General features: G+C 39.7%; 12 protein-coding genes. 10 read left to right on the top strand and 2 right to left on the bottom strand.

Features of this window, described 5'->3' with window-relative positions; all coding sequences use genetic code 11:
• Positions 1–224: 224 nt before the first annotated feature.
• From FRE64_RS05025 to FRE64_RS04985, 9 genes are all read left to right on the top strand, one after another.
• A complete protein-coding gene (locus tag FRE64_RS05025; protein WP_186708984.1) occupies positions 225–3,221 on the top strand; it encodes an ABC transporter transmembrane domain-containing protein in 2,997 nt (998 codons plus the stop codon).
• Between the two features lie 119 nt (positions 3,222–3,340).
• The gene (locus tag FRE64_RS05020) at positions 3,341–4,720 is read left to right on the top strand and encodes an HlyD family type I secretion periplasmic adaptor subunit (RefSeq protein ID WP_146294947.1); all 1,380 of its coding nucleotides are present in this window, start codon (positions 3,341–3,343) and stop codon (positions 4,718–4,720) included.
• A 38-nt stretch (positions 4,721–4,758) separates the two neighbouring features.
• A complete protein-coding gene (locus FRE64_RS05015; RefSeq protein WP_146294946.1) occupies positions 4,759–5,097 on the top strand; it encodes a HetP family heterocyst commitment protein in 339 nt (112 codons plus the stop codon).
• Between the two features lie 244 nt (positions 5,098–5,341).
• Positions 5,342–5,551, top strand: coding sequence for a hypothetical protein (locus tag FRE64_RS05010; RefSeq protein WP_146294945.1), 210 nt, complete (start codon positions 5,342–5,344; stop codon positions 5,549–5,551).
• Positions 5,552–5,661: 110 nt separating this feature from the next.
• Positions 5,662–5,892, top strand: coding sequence for a hypothetical protein (locus FRE64_RS05005; protein WP_146294944.1), 231 nt, complete (start codon positions 5,662–5,664; stop codon positions 5,890–5,892).
• A 153-nt stretch (positions 5,893–6,045) separates the two neighbouring features.
• Positions 6,046–6,258: a hypothetical protein gene (locus tag FRE64_RS05000; RefSeq protein ID WP_146294943.1), complete on the top strand. Its 213-nt coding sequence runs from the start codon at positions 6,046–6,048 to the stop codon at positions 6,256–6,258.
• A 29-nt stretch (positions 6,259–6,287) separates the two neighbouring features.
• Positions 6,288–6,488 (top strand): hypothetical protein, encoded by a 201-nt coding sequence (locus tag FRE64_RS04995; protein ID WP_146294942.1) that lies wholly within the window; start codon positions 6,288–6,290, stop codon positions 6,486–6,488.
• A gap of 12 nt (positions 6,489–6,500) precedes the next feature.
• A complete protein-coding gene (locus FRE64_RS04990; protein WP_146294941.1) occupies positions 6,501–6,719 on the top strand; it encodes a hypothetical protein in 219 nt (72 codons plus the stop codon).
• A gap of 91 nt (positions 6,720–6,810) precedes the next feature.
• The gene (locus tag FRE64_RS04985; protein WP_146294940.1) at positions 6,811–7,569 is read left to right on the top strand and encodes a peptidylprolyl isomerase; all 759 of its coding nucleotides are present in this window, start codon (positions 6,811–6,813) and stop codon (positions 7,567–7,569) included.
• Here the strand turns inward: FRE64_RS04985 and FRE64_RS04980 are convergent.
• Both FRE64_RS04980 and FRE64_RS04975 read right to left on the bottom strand, forming a co-directional pair.
• A complete protein-coding gene (locus FRE64_RS04980; RefSeq protein ID WP_146294939.1) occupies positions 7,507–8,349 on the bottom strand; it encodes a hypothetical protein in 843 nt (280 codons plus the stop codon). The genes FRE64_RS04985 and FRE64_RS04980 overlap by 63 nt on opposite strands.
• Before the next feature lie 276 nt (positions 8,350–8,625).
• Complete coding sequence (locus FRE64_RS04975; protein WP_146294938.1) at positions 8,626–12,618, bottom strand: magnesium chelatase subunit H; 3,993 nt, start codon at positions 12,616–12,618, stop codon at positions 8,626–8,628.
• 362 nt (positions 12,619–12,980) lie between these two features.
• Between FRE64_RS04975 and hemL the strand changes: the two genes are divergently transcribed.
• Positions 12,981–14,282, top strand: a complete 1,302-nt coding sequence (hemL, locus tag FRE64_RS04970; protein ID WP_146294937.1) for a glutamate-1-semialdehyde 2,1-aminomutase — start codon at positions 12,981–12,983, stop codon at positions 14,280–14,282.
• The last annotated feature ends 50 nt before the right edge of the window (positions 14,283–14,332 follow it).

The following is a 14,332-nucleotide window of genomic DNA, read 5'->3' as shown; positions in this document are numbered from 1 at the left end:
ACTCACGATCCTGCTTTTCCGAATATTTTAGTATTAATACTTTTTTTTATTATTGTAGTAAAATACTTAAATGAAAATACGTAAATAATTGTTGAGAAACTATTGATAAGTAATAAACTCAGTATAAGGTAATGGTACAACTACTTAACTTTCCCTAAAAGTAGCACATGAAAGCGAAGTCAAAATCTATACCGACCTTGCCTGAGGATCGGCTTTATCAGCTGATGAGCCAAAAAAACTTTTTTGGGCAGTCTTCTCGCGTAACTGAAGAAGAGCAACAAACCCTCAATCAGTTTTGTCAGGCATTTGAAATACTTTCTTTTTCTTTTGGAGAGCTAATTTACGAATTTTGGCCAAATCAACCGACGAATTTTTATTTCGTTTGTGAAGGTCGTGTGCGACTGCTGGGCTTCGACGCGGAGAAAGAACGTTTCGTTTCCATACAAGTTTTAGAAGAAGGAGAATGCTTTGGGGGTGATTCCCAACTGTTTGAGCATTCTCTACCGTATCAAGTTTTTCCTTGTCAAAACTCATCTACCGTTAAAGTTGCTCGCATTGATAGCAATCAACAAAAAACCTGGTTTCAACAACAACCACAATTGCAAACTCCTTGGCGAGACGCAACACAAAGCAGACAACATCTTATCTTTCTAAAAACCTTCACCGAACTGCGTGCCGTTCCTACTCATCGTCTGGAAAAGCTACTACCGTATATCCAAGAAAAACAAATTCCTCCCGAAACTCTCTTAGAAGAAGCCACTCCTTCTGAAATGGGACGATTTTGGCTACGTTACGGAAAAATTGAGCCATGTTCCATATCTGCATGGGGATATCCAGAAGATGTTCCCTCAACCGCCAAAGCCCAAACTTCTTTATTAATCTATTATTTACCCAAAAAACAATACTTAGCCTTACGTCCTGATTGGTGTCCAAACAGTAATAACTCTTTAAGTGTCCCACTGAACAACAATCACAGGGCATTGCCTTCAGCACAACCAACCAGTTTTACTGTTCCAGAAGTTTCTCCAAACACGGAAGTCGAATTTCCCCAGCCAAAACGACGAGGACATTTACGTCGTTACCCCTTTGTAGAACAGCAAAGTAGTTCCGATTGTGGCATTGCTTGTCTGGTAATGATTAGTCGTTATTGGCAAAAACGCTTGAGCATCAACTTTGTACGCCGCTTAGGAAATGTTGGTCGTTCTGGGACTTCTTTATCAACTTTGGCAAAAATTGCTGAGACATTAGGCTATATTGCAAAACCGGTACGAGCTAGTTTAAATGCATTACAGACAGCAACGGAGAAAAGTCCTTGGATTGCTCATTGGCAGGGGGATCACTATATTGTTGTCTATCGTATCCGAGGTCAGAAAGTACTAATTGCTGATCCCGCTAGAGGAAAATATACTCTCTCTCGACAAGAATTTTTAGCTCGTTGGACAGGGTATGCTCTATTACTTGAGCCAACTGAGCATTTACAAAAACTCCCCGAAGAAAAAGCCTCTTTGGGGAAATTTTTTAAGTTACTGTTATCCCACCAAGGAACTGCTTTACAAATTATTATTGCTTCTTTGTTAATTCAAATTTTTGGTGTAGTTACTCCCTTATTTACCCAAATTATTTTGGATCGAGTGGTGGTTAATAGTAGCTTGATGATGCTTCATGTGTTTGCTTTAGGGATCTTGTGCTTCGGCATTGCTGAAGTTATTTTATCAGGGACTCGTAATTATTTATTAAGCTATCTATCTAATTTACTTGACTTAACAATGGTAACGGGATTTATCCGCCATACGCTTAAGTTACCTCTGAATTTTTTTGAATCCCGTCATGTAGGAGATATTATTACTCGTGTTCATGAGAATCAAAAAATTGAAGCCTTTTTAATCAAAAACGGTATGGTTGCTTGGCTTGATATTTTGATGAGTGTCGTCTATTTAGGGTTAATGTTGTACTATAATTGGCGCTTAACTCTTTTAGTCATTGCAATTATCCCGCCAATTATTCTCTTAACCATAGTTGCGACTCCTTGGCTACGTAAAGTTTCTCGCCAAGTTTTTAATCACTCAGCAGAACAAAACTCGGCTTTAGTGGAAATGATGACTGGCGTTGAAACCTTAAAAATGACTGCTTCGGAACAAGATTTAAGATGGCGATGGGAAGACTATTTAACCGAGTTTCTCAATGTTAGATTTAAACGACAGAAATTAGCGGTTAATTTAGAGGTAGCCAGTCGTTTCATTAATATTGTGGGTACTACTGGCTTATTATGGTACGGGGCAAACTTAGTCATTCAAGGTCAATTAAGTATTGGGCAATTGGTCGCATTTAATATGTTAGTGGGAAGAGTTGTTAACCCTATTTTAACTCTTGCTAATATTTGGGATGAGTGGCAAGAAGTCTTAATTGCAGTAGAACGACTGAATGATATTTTTACTACTCGACCAGAAGAAACGTCGCAACAGAGAGGGTTGCCTTTACCAGAATTAAAGGGAGAAATTCGGTTTGAAAAAGTAACTTTTCGTTATGATGCCGATGCAGAAAGAAATACCTTAGAAGGAATTACTTTTGAAGCTCATCCCGGAGAAACGATTGCGATTGTTGGCAGAAGTGGCTCTGGAAAAACTACATTAATCAAACTACTTTTAGGATTATATTATCCCAACTCAGGACAAATTTGGATTGATGATCATGATCTTAGCCATATTTCTCTCCCTTCTTTACGATCGCAGTTAGGGGTAGTTTCTCAAGAATGTTTTTTATTTTCTGGTACGATTTTTGAAAATATTACTTTGTTTCGTCCTGAGTTTAGTTCAGAAGATGTTATTGAGGCAGCTAAATTAGCTGAAGCCCATAGTTTTATCCAAGCAATGCCTTTAGGTTATCAGACAAAAGTGGGGGAACGAGGTGCGAATTTATCAGGCGGACAGAGACAGAGAATCGCGATCGCGCGAGCCTTACTTACTAAGCCTAAAGTTTTAATTCTAGACGAAGCCACAAGTTCTTTAGATACAGAATCTGAACAAAGATTTCAAGAAAATCTCAAGCGAATCTCTCATGATCGAACCACTTTTATTATTGCTCATCGTCTCTCTACTGTTCGTGATGCCAACTGTATTTTAGTCCTTGATCAAGGATTATTAGTGGAAAAAGGCACTCATCAAGAGTTGATTGCGAACAAAAAAATTTACTATTCTTTAACTCAAAGACAACTAGAGCTTTAATTTAGCTTGAGTTTTTCTTTTTTTACAATTTTTAAGAAGAAAAAAAACAAGCCAAGATGGCAAGCCATATCGAAAAAAAACATATAAAATTAACCTAATTCCATTTTTAGGGTGTCACTATGTCATCAAAAACATCCTCTCATTCAGCGCTTCCAACTCCTAAAAAAGAAGCCAAAACTAATACTTCAGCTATCAGCGTTTCAGCGCCAACTGCACTAGCTCAGGATACAACTACTTGGTCACCTTCAGTTCAATCTTTACTAGAAAAGCCTCCTGCTTCTCTCCCAATCCGCTTAATTCTCGGTGGCTTGGTTTTTGGCATTGCTGTTGCTAGTTGGGCTTGGTGGGGACAAATTGAAGAAGTTGGGAATGCTCAAGGAAAATTAGTGCCGCAGGGTAGAACTTATAAAATTCAACCAAGCACCAATGGTAGAATTACAGACCTCTTAATCACAGAAGGAGATACTGTCACTGCCGAACAAGTTCTTGCCATACTCGATTCAGAACAACACCAACAACGAATTAATCAATTAGAAGACAAGCTAGCAAGTTATGAAACTCAACTGCAACAACAAAGTAATCTCTTAATGATCACCACTTTAGAAGCCACTAACCGTTTGCAAATTGCTAATAGTGAGATTCAAGGACAAGAAATCGCGATCGCTGGAGAAGAAGAAAAAATCAACAATAATTATCGGTTATTAGAACAATTAAATTCAGAAATTACTAGTCATGAACAACGAATAGAGCGACTACAACCCTTGCAAGAAGTCGGTGCTATTTCCCAAGAATATATCTTTCAAGCCGAGCAACTTTTACAAGATAGTAAAATTAAGTCTCTTCGTGCTGAAAGTGACTTAGATACTAGTAAAACTAGCCTAGCACGGTTAAAAACTGAACGAATGCAAAAGCAACAACAGAAAGATACAGTTCAATTGGAAACAGAAGAGAAAATCCAGCAACTGGAAATCAGTATTCAAGACTTACAAGGAAAAATTCTAGAAACCCAAAATGAACTAAGGCTTGCTCAAATTACACAACAAGAAACAGTTTTAGTTGCACCTGTGAGTGGAACAGTTTTATCTGTAAACCTACAGAATGTCGGTCAAGTTGTTCAACCGGGGGAAACCATTGCAGAAATTGCACCTCAAGAAGCTCCTTTAATTCTAGATGCGATTCTCCCAGTTGAAGAAGCTGGCTTTATTGAAGAGGATATGACTGTCAACATCAAGTTTGATGCTTATCCTTATCAGGATTATGGAGTAATTAATGGCAGAGTTATAGACATTGCACCTAATTCTAGAGCCGAGGAAAATATCGGTAGCTTTTATGAGGTAAAAATTGCCCTAGAGCAAAACTATATCACGAATAATCAGAGAAAAATCCAATTTCAACCCGGTCAAACGGCTAACGCTGAAATTATTATTCGTCGTCGTCGCATTATTGATGTCATATTTGATCCCCTTAAACAGCTTCAAGAAGGTGGATTAAATCTTTAAATTAAAATCAAGTTTTCTCTTATCCTTTATTAAAAACTATGAAACCTCAAACTTATTCCTCCCAAAATAAAGCTGATCGTGTTATGAGTGAAAAAAACTTCGAGAAAATCATCGAAGCGATCGCGCTCGGTAAGTATTCATGGGCTTGTGTTTTAATTTTGCAAGCCACAGGTTATAATCCCCTTCATTATATTCCTTACCGCACCTATAGCCGTTTAATTAAGATGAACGCTCCAACAAGTAAGAAAAAGCCCACAACATCTAAACAAGATTGCTCTATTGAAGACTTAGATTACCTTCAAGAAAATCGTAAGCATAAAATCTCAGGAGGAAATAAAACTCAATATTTAAACTGTTCAATTTATTTTCATTTTTAAAATCCTCAATAAAGCTGATTATAAGCTAGATAGAATAGTTGGAGCAATAGTGTTATCCAACTATTTTTTTATAATTCAATTCAAAAATATTACTTTTTTAGATAAAATATGCCAAGATGGCGATTTTTTTGCAAATCATGCCAAGATGGCGATACTTTTTTCAAAACAGGAACTATAGTAAAAAGTGTTAAAGCAAAATCGCTTTAATTAATGAAATACAACTCAAATTAAGGAGAAAAAAACAATGGTTATTTCCAATCTTGACCACTTAAGCGTTGTTTCTGAGAAAGAAGTTAAAGGTGGCTTAGCTTTAGCAAATGCCCTCACTTTTTCAACAGCTATTGGTAATGCCTTCTCTAGTACATTTACCAATGCTCAGACTGGTGTGATTTCTGCAATTGGTTTTAAATCATCAGCGAGCTTGTCTCAGGCTAGTGCTGCTGCTAATGTCTAATTAACTTTAGTTCATTAGTTTGGAGCATACCTAACTTAAAATTAGAAGGAAGTGAAGGTAAACTATCTAACTTCCTTCTAATTTCGATTTATAATTACCATGGAGAAACTATGAAAATTACTTCCTTAGAGTTTTGTAATGTAATTTCTAATCCACTTAAAATTATAGGTGGAAATGCTCCTGTTATACGAAGCATCAATCAACCATTTTTTCCTTTTTCAATGACAATGATGTTCCCTTCAGCCTTTAGTAATGAAAGTGAGAGTAATGCTGGTGGACCCGGGGTAATGATTACTTCGTCTTCTAGTTCTTCTTCTATGGCGGCTCCTCCTGAAAACTAAAATATATTTTCAGTTAAGTTTAAATAGGGATCAATCAGTTTTGGTTGATCCCTATTTAATTAAAAATATTTTTATGCCAAGATGACAACAATAATAAACCAAAGTACGCTTTAATATAAATGTATTCTTAATTTTTTGTGGAGATTAATTCTCATGAAAATCGAAAACCTTGATTGTTTAGAAATTATCAGCCTAAAGAATGATGAAATTAAAGGAGGCATTGCTTTAGCCAGTTTTAGTTTTGAAGCACTTGCGCTAGGAGCTAGTAATTCTTTCTTCGATAGTCGTGTTGAATTATTAGCTACCAGTGATATGGGGGTAAATATTTCTGCTGCTAGCGGTTCTTTTATCTTGATCGCTGAATAACTTTTGGCACTTAAGCGGAGAAACCAATCATGCAAATTGTGGATCTAGATTATCTACAGATTAACCCCAATGCTACAACTCATATAATTAAAGGTGGCATTGAAATTCAACTAGAAGCTATTACTTTAGCCTTTGCTACAGGAAGTAGTTTTGCGATGACAAACACTATCGCTAAAACTGTCGCGATCGCGAAATCTCCTTTTAGCGGTTTTAGTTTTAACGGCAACTAATGGAGTAGGATTATGACTCAATTAACGATTAGCGATTTAGAATTTTGCGAGCCGACTACTATTGCTCAAAAACAAATAAAAGGAGAAGCCAGCTTTTTTGCCTTTGATTTTGATTTTGATTTTGACTCTAAGTTTAACTTAGCTGGTGCAGCAGCAGCAGGGTTTGCGGCAGGAGTTGGTATTGCCATTGGTGATAACTCATTTACCATTGTCTTATCCAACGTCAATTAATTCCAAGATACATTAACATGACTAGTCTGCTCTTTGTGTATCAGGATAAAACCTAATACAGACAAGGGCAGATTAGTTTCTAAATAAAAAAATGATTAACTTTTCGGGTATTATCATTGAGCCAGAAGAACTAATTTATTTCCTTAAGAAGCGAATCAAACTCAAGGATTTTTGCCAGCAAATTGTCCAACAAAAAATAATTAGCCAAGCAACTGCTAACAATCAAATTGTTGTGACTACAGAAGAAATACAAGCTGAAGCTAATCGTATCCGACGACAATATCGCTTAGAGCAAGCCTCGGATACTTATGCTTGGTTAAATGATCAACTCATTACCCCAGAAGATTGGGAAGTGGGTATTCGAGAACAATTAGAAACAGCAAAATTGAAGGAATTTCTCTTTGCCACCAAAGTTAGAGATTTTTTTAATCAAAATCAACATCTTTTTGAGAAGGCTTTACTTTACCAAATCATTGTTCCCTATCAAAGTTTAGCCTGGGAAATTTTTTATCAAATTGAAGAAGAAGAAATGAGCTTTTATAATGCTGCTCATCTCTATGATATAAATTATTCTCGTAGAATCCAATGTGGTTATGTCGGGGAAGTTTCTCGTGCTGAATTAAAACCAGACTTTTCAAGCCAAATTTTTGATTGTCAGCCGAATACTGTCATGACTCCACTACAGTCAGAGGAAGGATATCATATCTTTTTGGTAGAAGAATTTATTCCTGCTGAGTTGACAGATGAACTCTATGAAAAATTACTGGATCAAATGTTTGAGCAGTGGTTAAATGCCGAACTTAATCATTTGCTTTTTAATCAGTCGAATGGTGATAAAAGTACCGATTAAAAATATTAGCAATTGACTAGAGGGTTGGAAGGGAACAGCTTTTGAAGAAGAACGCTCTGGAAATTGATCACAACGATTCGTTGCTTGTAATTTGTTAACACAGCTTTGGTTTTGGGTAGTCGCAATTAAACGTAGTTCGGTATCTTGGGAAAACGACGATAGAAAGTAACCATTCCATGAAGTGTATTGAGTTGAAATTAAATAATTATTGAAAATTTGATTAAAAGATCCAATCTCTTCCCGATCAGGGATAAATTGAGAACCTCCAGCTTCCTGATACCTAAAAGGAATATTAGATGCTGAGTTATTTTCTTGTAAACCTAAAATTTCCCATTCATCAATGATATTATTAGAAGAGCGATCCATTAGTGACAAGTTCAGGTAGCTTCCAGTACGATAAGTAGCCGTTTTGGAAGTATTGAAAATCGTCGTAATGTTTAAGAAAGTTTCAATCTCAAAAAAGAAATTTTGGTTGGCTGCAACGGAAAAATCACCAATCGCTTGCGAAATAGTTCGTCCTTGTCCAAAATAATTACTACCGCTTCCAGAAACATTCGTTTCCGATCGCGATTTGACAAAAGCTTGTGATTGATCCGTGTAAAAAATTGTATCAAAGTCAATTCGGGTTTCAACGAAGCTATGATCGCCTTCCGAAATCGCTAACCCACTGATATCAATATCAACAGCAGTCTTTTGAGGAAGATGGCTAAAGTTTTTCAGTTCAAGGTAACTGCGACTATTGGATAAATTAATTCCCTGTACTGGTAGGGAAATAGCCATTAAACTAGCCAAAGAAGGGATAAGGCAAACTAAAGTTTTAATTACCAATTTCAAGCGCTTAATTAAGAATTAAGTCAGTTTAGTAAAGTGATCTAAACTCCATTTGACTCGATTTAATTCAGGGAAATCTTGGAATTGAAATTTAGATCACAATTTAAATTTACCAAACTACTTAATTAAATATACGCAAATTGGCAGATTTTTTTTATCCTAATCAATTTGGTAGAGACGTTCCATAGAACGCCCCTACTAGGGAGATTACGTTAACTCCCTGCTTTATTCGATCCCTTCAATGCGATCTTCAGCCTCTTGATAGAGTTCACGCAAGCGTTCTAGGTTTTCCTCACTGGTTTCCCAATAACCGCGTCCATTGGCTTCTAAGAGAGTAGTCACCATACGGCGGAAGGAATTGGGATTGAGGTTTAACAACCGTTCCTGCATCTCTTTATCCTTGATGAAGGTGTCATTGGTATCTTCATAAACCCAGTTATCCACAGCACCAGCAGTAGCACTCCAGCCCATGGTATTCACGAGACGCTTAGATAACTCACGTACCCCTTCATAGCCGTGACTGAGCATTCCCTCATACCATTTCGGGTTCAGCATTTTAGTGCGGGCATCAAGGCGTACTGTTTCCGAGAGACTCCGCACTTGGGCATTAGCAGTAGTTGTATCGGCAATATAAGCTGAGGGTTGCTTTCCATCTTCGCGAAGACTGCTAACCACTTTTGTAGGATCAGAGTCAAAGTAGTGGGAAACGTCACTGAGGCTAATTTCAGAGGAATCTAAGTTCTGATAAGTAACATCAGCAGTTTTTAATGCTGACTCGAAAATCTTGCGATTCTCCTGCATAATGCCAGGGTTATCCGCATCAAAGGCAAAAGACTTGCGGTTAAGATACATATCCCGTAACTCTGACTCGTCTTCCCAAGAACTGTTTTCTACTGCCAAGTTGACATTAGAGGCATAAGAACCAGAAGCATTGGAGAAAATACGAGTGGCGGCTTGACGGAGGTTAATTCCATTTTCTTCCGCTTGTTCCATGGCATGTTTACGCACAAAGTTCATTTCTAGAGGTTCATCAGCTTCTGCTGCCATTTTTACCCCTTGGTCTAACAACGCCATTTGATTAATAAACAAGTCACGGAAGACTCCAGAACAGTTGACAACTACGTCAATGCGAGGACGACCCAATTCCTCTAAGGGCATTAATTCTAGCTTGTTAATGCGTCCTAAGGAGTCGGGAACAGGTTTCACCCCAATTAAGCACAGAATTTGGGCGAGGGATTCCCCATAAGTCTTAATGTTATCGGTTCCCCAAAGTACAGAGGCAATGGTTTCAGGTAATTGTCCACCATTTTCTGCACGATGGCGATCTAAAAGGCGATCCACAACCACTTTTGCAGATTTTACAGCAGCGGCGGTGGGAATGGACTGGGGATCTAGGGCGTGGATATTTTTCCCAGTGGGGAGGACATTAGGATTGCGAATGGGGTCGCCACCTGGCCCGGGCATAATATATTCCCCTTCTAAGCCGCGTAATAATGCGCCTAATTCATTATCAGCTACCACCTGTTCTAAACAATACTCAAGATACTCAAACAGGGGCTTCATTTTTTCACGGTCAACTTTGGTATAACCTAAGTCGTGTAAAGCCTTAACCCAGGGTTCTTTACGCCCCATATTAAAGAAATTCAGTTTAGAAACTTGGGAAACCCGTCCGTTGGCATCGGCTTGTGCATGAACTAAAGCAGCAACTGCTTCTTGTACGGCGGTATTAATTTCTTGCAGGAGTTGCACATCAGCTAAAACGCCTTTGTCATTGTTGCGATAGATTTCATCAAGATCGCGCCCAATACTTTCGGCGATGGTACGGGGTAAGCCCTGAATTTCCTCTTCTTCGCGGTCAAGAGAGGCGATATTAACGAGGGTGGCAATGGCTTCTTCTGCACTTGGGGGTTTACCAACCACGTGCAAGCCACAGGGGAGGAGACGAGAGGAAATTTCCATGAGTTGCTTATACAGGGAACCGACTAGATTATCCCGTTCTTCTTGGGACATCTCCTCAGCATCTTTTTCGGGGATGGTGACATCTTTATCTAAGTTCACCAGTCGCGCTTGTTCTTTGATGGTGTTGACAATTTGCACGGCGCGACCATTATCTTTGAGGTTTTGATAAGAGCCAATGAGGTCTTGCAGTTCTTGTAAGCCTTTATAAAGCCCTGCATTTTCTGCGGGTGGCGTGAGATAAGAAATGGTTTCCGCGTAACTGCGGCGTTTGGCAATGGTAGCTTCGCTGGGGTTATTAGCAGCGTAGTAGTAAAGATTGGGAATGCTGCCAATTAGACTATCGGGATAGCAATCTCCCGACATTCCCATTTGCTTACCTGGCATAAACTCTAGAGAACCATGAGTGCCAAAGTGGAGAACGGCATCAGCGCCCCAAACTTTTTCTAGATACGTATAGTAGGCAGCAAAACCATGATGGGGAGAGGCAGAACGGGAGAAGAGAAGGCGCATGGGGTCACCTTCATAGCCAAAGGTGGGTTGTACGCCAATAAAGACGTTTCCAAAGTGACGACCATAAATTAGGAGGTTTTCGCCATCACTGTTCAGTTCTCCTGGTGGGGGTCCCCAGTTTTCGTGAAGATTTTCGGAGTAGGGGGTTAATTGTTCATATTCAGGAACTGACATCCGATAGGCAATGTTTAACTCAGGGCTAGCATACTGAGCTTGGGAATCATGGATCACCATTTCCATGAGTTCTTGTGGGGATTCGGGGATGTCTTGTACGTCGTAGCCGTTATGAACTAAAGCCTGTAAGACTTCGTAGATGCTACCAAAGACATCAAGATAAGCTGCAGTTCCCACGTTGCCTTTATCAGGAGGGAAGCTAAAGACGGTAATGGCAACTTTTTTGTCTAGTTTGGGTTTACGGCGCAGTTTTGCCCATTTCATGGCGCGTTGGGCAATGGTTTCTACCCGATCTTGAAGCGCGATCGCGCGTCCAGTTGCCCCATCACGCCCGGATAAAATAATCGGCTCAATGCCACCATCTAATTCAGGAATGGCAATTTGGAGAGCCACTTGCACAGGATGTAAGCCCAGTTCACTTTCTTCCCATTCTTCCGTGGTTTGGAAGACTAGCGGTAGCGCCACCATATAGGGGCGATTAATGCGTTTTAGGGATTCAATGGCTTTAGGATGATCTTGTCTGGCGGGGCCACCGACTAGGGCAAACCCTGTTAAAGAGACCACTGCATCCACAATTGGTAAGGCTTCTACCCCTTCGGCTGCGGTATCCCAGAAGAACTCATCCACTGGTTTAGAAAAGTCTAAGCCACCAGCAAAAATAGGAATCACCCTTGCGCCCATGGCTTCGAGTTCGGAAACTACCGCCACATAATGGGCATCATCCCCAGTAATCAGGTGCGTCCGTTGTAAAACTAACCCAATGCAAGGGGTTAAGGGGTCTTTTAAGTCTTCATTAATATCACTGCGACTGTTGTACCAATTTAAATATTCTTTGACATCTTCAAACATCTTCGGCGCAAGAGGATGCCAAATTCCCATATCCGGATAAACAACCGGAGCATCATATTTAACTTCTTCTTCTTTATGTTCTTTCTTGAGAATATATTTATCAGTGAGCATTAGCAGGAAGTTCTCTAAATTATCAGGAGAACCACCGAGCCAATACTGGAAGGACAACATGAAGTTGCGAGCGTCTTGAGCTTTATCTAATGGTAAGTATTTTAAAACTTTTGGTAAGGTTTGCAGGAGTTTGAGCATACCATCTTGGAAAGATGCCCCCTGTTTCTCTTTGCGTTTTTTCATAAACTGCGCGATCGCGCTTTTACTTTGCCCTAACTGCGCCATAGAAAAGCTACCCAATTTATTTAGGCGCATGACTTGGGGCATGGACGGAAACACAATCGCTGCATCGAGTTGATCCCGATAAGGTTCAACCGCAGCCACAACTTTATCGGCTAAATCTTCAATAAAAATTAACGAACCAATAAACAAATTGGCTTGAGCCACATCATTTTGGAACGCCTCGTAATTCTCAGGATCACGCAGTTCTTCAATTAAGTAACCACTAATCTCAATGGCAACATCAGGATTATTGGCATTAATCGAGCGGACTGATGCCGAGAGCGCACTTTGATACTGAGGCTCAAGCACGACATAGACCACCTTAACAAGAGAACGATCTCCGAGGGTATCTGGTTCAATGTGGCGAATGGTGGACTTGACGTGAGTGAACATTCACACTTTCTCCTTAGATGAGTAATAACTTCTTCCAACGAACCCAGGAGGTAACAAATTGCCCCTCCCACTTGTTTCTTGTATCAAAAAATCGCTACACATTCGATAGATTAACCCTGATTCGACATAATTTGACAAAAAGTATGTCATTTTTTGAAATATTTTTTTACATTTTTCGCAGTAAATACTTTTAATAATGTAAATTTATGTAAAGTAATGACAACTCACATCAATACTTAAACCAAAAACATGGTCACTGGTCGTAGGATTTGATTAGGATTAAACTTGGTTAAACGAAGAGATAAATTTTCCCTTATTAATGGGATAGTACGGATAATAGAAACTTAAACTGAATCAATACCATGACTTCAACAACCGCATTTAACACCAAGAAATCAAAAGATATCTTTAGCAAAGCTCAAAACCTAATGCCAGGGGGTGTGAACTCTCCTGTTCGCGCCTTTAAGTCTGTTGGTGGCGATCCTGTTGTGTTTGATAAAGTGAAAGGCTCTCATGTTTGGGATGTTGATGGCAATGAATATATTGATTACGTGGGAACTTGGGGCCCCGCAATATGTGGTCATGCCCATCCAGAAGTGGTTAAGGCTTTAAAAGAAGCCATTGAAAAGGGAACCAGTTTTGGTGCGCCTTCGGTGGAAGAAAATATCCTCGCGGAGATGGTCATTAATGCTGTTCCTAGCATCGAGATGGTGCGCTTTGTAAACTCAGGAACAGAAGCCTGTATGTCGGCACTTCGCATGATGCGTGCCTATACAGGACGAGATAAAATTATTAAATTCCAAGGTAATTATCATGGTCATGCTGATATGTTGCTGGTGCAAGCTGGCTCTGGAGTTGCTACTTTAGGGCTTCCTGACTCTCCTGGGGTTCCCAAGTCTGCTACCAGTAGTACCCTAGCCGCTCCCTATAATGACCTAGAAGCGGTGAAAAAGCTATTTCAAGATCATGGTGATGAAATTGCTGGAGTAATGCTAGAACCTGTGGTAGGAAACTCTGGCTTTATTGCGCCTGATATGGAATTTGTGCAAGGTTTGCGAGAATTGACTCAACAGCATGGGGCTTTATTAGCCTTTGATGAAGTTATGACTGGCTTCCGTATTGCCTATGGTGGCGCACAAGAGAAATTTGGTATTACTCCTGATGTCACAACCCTTGGTAAAATCATTGGTGGTGGCTTACCTGTCGGTGCTTTGGGAGCGCGGAAAGATATTATGGAAGTGATTGCACCCGCCGGCCCCATGTATCAATCTGGAACCTTATCGGGTAACCCCCTTGCCATGACTGCTGGGATTAAAACCTTAGAATTATTGCAACGCCCAGGCACTTATGAGCAACTGGATCAAATGACGAAAAAGCTCACTGATGGCTTAAAAGAAATTGCCCAAAAACATGGTCATGCGGTACAAATTGGTCAACTTAGTGCCATGTTTGGTGTCTTTTTCACAGATCGTCCAGTTCGTAATTTTGAAGATGCCAAAACCTCTGACTTAGATAAGTTTAGTCGCTATCATCGCGGCATGTTAGAACGTGGTATTTATTTAGCCCCCTCTCAATTTGAAGCTGGCTTCACCTCCTTAGCGCATACCGAGGAAGATATTAATAAAACCTTGAATGCTGCTGATGAAGTGATGGCTTCCTTGTAAGAAAAGTTGACCCCAACGGGCTTAGGTGTCCAGTTGGGGGCTTTTTTGTC

The organism is Euhalothece natronophila Z-M001 (assembly GCF_007904085.1).
Classification (GTDB): domain Bacteria; phylum Cyanobacteriota; class Cyanobacteriia; order Cyanobacteriales; family Rubidibacteraceae; genus Halothece; species Halothece natronophila.
This window is presented reverse-complemented; position numbering and strand designations above follow the sequence as displayed.

What these genes read in the sequence shown, in the direction of transcription:
- FRE64_RS05025 (WP_186708984.1), top strand. Translation starts at nt 225, where the DNA reads ATGAGCCAAAAAAACTTTTTTGGGCAGTCTTCTCGCGTAACTGAAGAA.
- FRE64_RS05020 (WP_146294947.1), top strand. Translation starts at nt 3,341, where the DNA reads ATGTCATCAAAAACATCCTCTCATTCAGCGCTTCCAACTCCTAAAAAA.
- FRE64_RS05015 (WP_146294946.1), top strand. Translation starts at nt 4,759, where the DNA reads ATGAAACCTCAAACTTATTCCTCCCAAAATAAAGCTGATCGTGTTATG.
- FRE64_RS05010 (WP_146294945.1), top strand. Translation starts at nt 5,342, where the DNA reads ATGGTTATTTCCAATCTTGACCACTTAAGCGTTGTTTCTGAGAAAGAA.
- FRE64_RS05005 (WP_146294944.1), top strand. Translation starts at nt 5,662, where the DNA reads ATGAAAATTACTTCCTTAGAGTTTTGTAATGTAATTTCTAATCCACTT.
- FRE64_RS05000 (WP_146294943.1), top strand. Translation starts at nt 6,046, where the DNA reads ATGAAAATCGAAAACCTTGATTGTTTAGAAATTATCAGCCTAAAGAAT.
- FRE64_RS04995 (WP_146294942.1), top strand. Translation starts at nt 6,288, where the DNA reads ATGCAAATTGTGGATCTAGATTATCTACAGATTAACCCCAATGCTACA.
- FRE64_RS04990 (WP_146294941.1), top strand. Translation starts at nt 6,501, where the DNA reads ATGACTCAATTAACGATTAGCGATTTAGAATTTTGCGAGCCGACTACT.
- FRE64_RS04985 (WP_146294940.1), top strand. Translation starts at nt 6,811, where the DNA reads ATGATTAACTTTTCGGGTATTATCATTGAGCCAGAAGAACTAATTTAT.
- FRE64_RS04980 (WP_146294939.1), bottom strand. Translation starts at nt 8,349, where the DNA reads ATGGCTATTTCCCTACCAGTACAGGGAATTAATTTATCCAATAGTCGC.
- FRE64_RS04975 (WP_146294938.1), bottom strand. Translation starts at nt 12,618, where the DNA reads ATGTTCACTCACGTCAAGTCCACCATTCGCCACATTGAACCAGATACC.
- hemL (WP_146294937.1), top strand. Translation starts at nt 12,981, where the DNA reads ATGACTTCAACAACCGCATTTAACACCAAGAAATCAAAAGATATCTTT.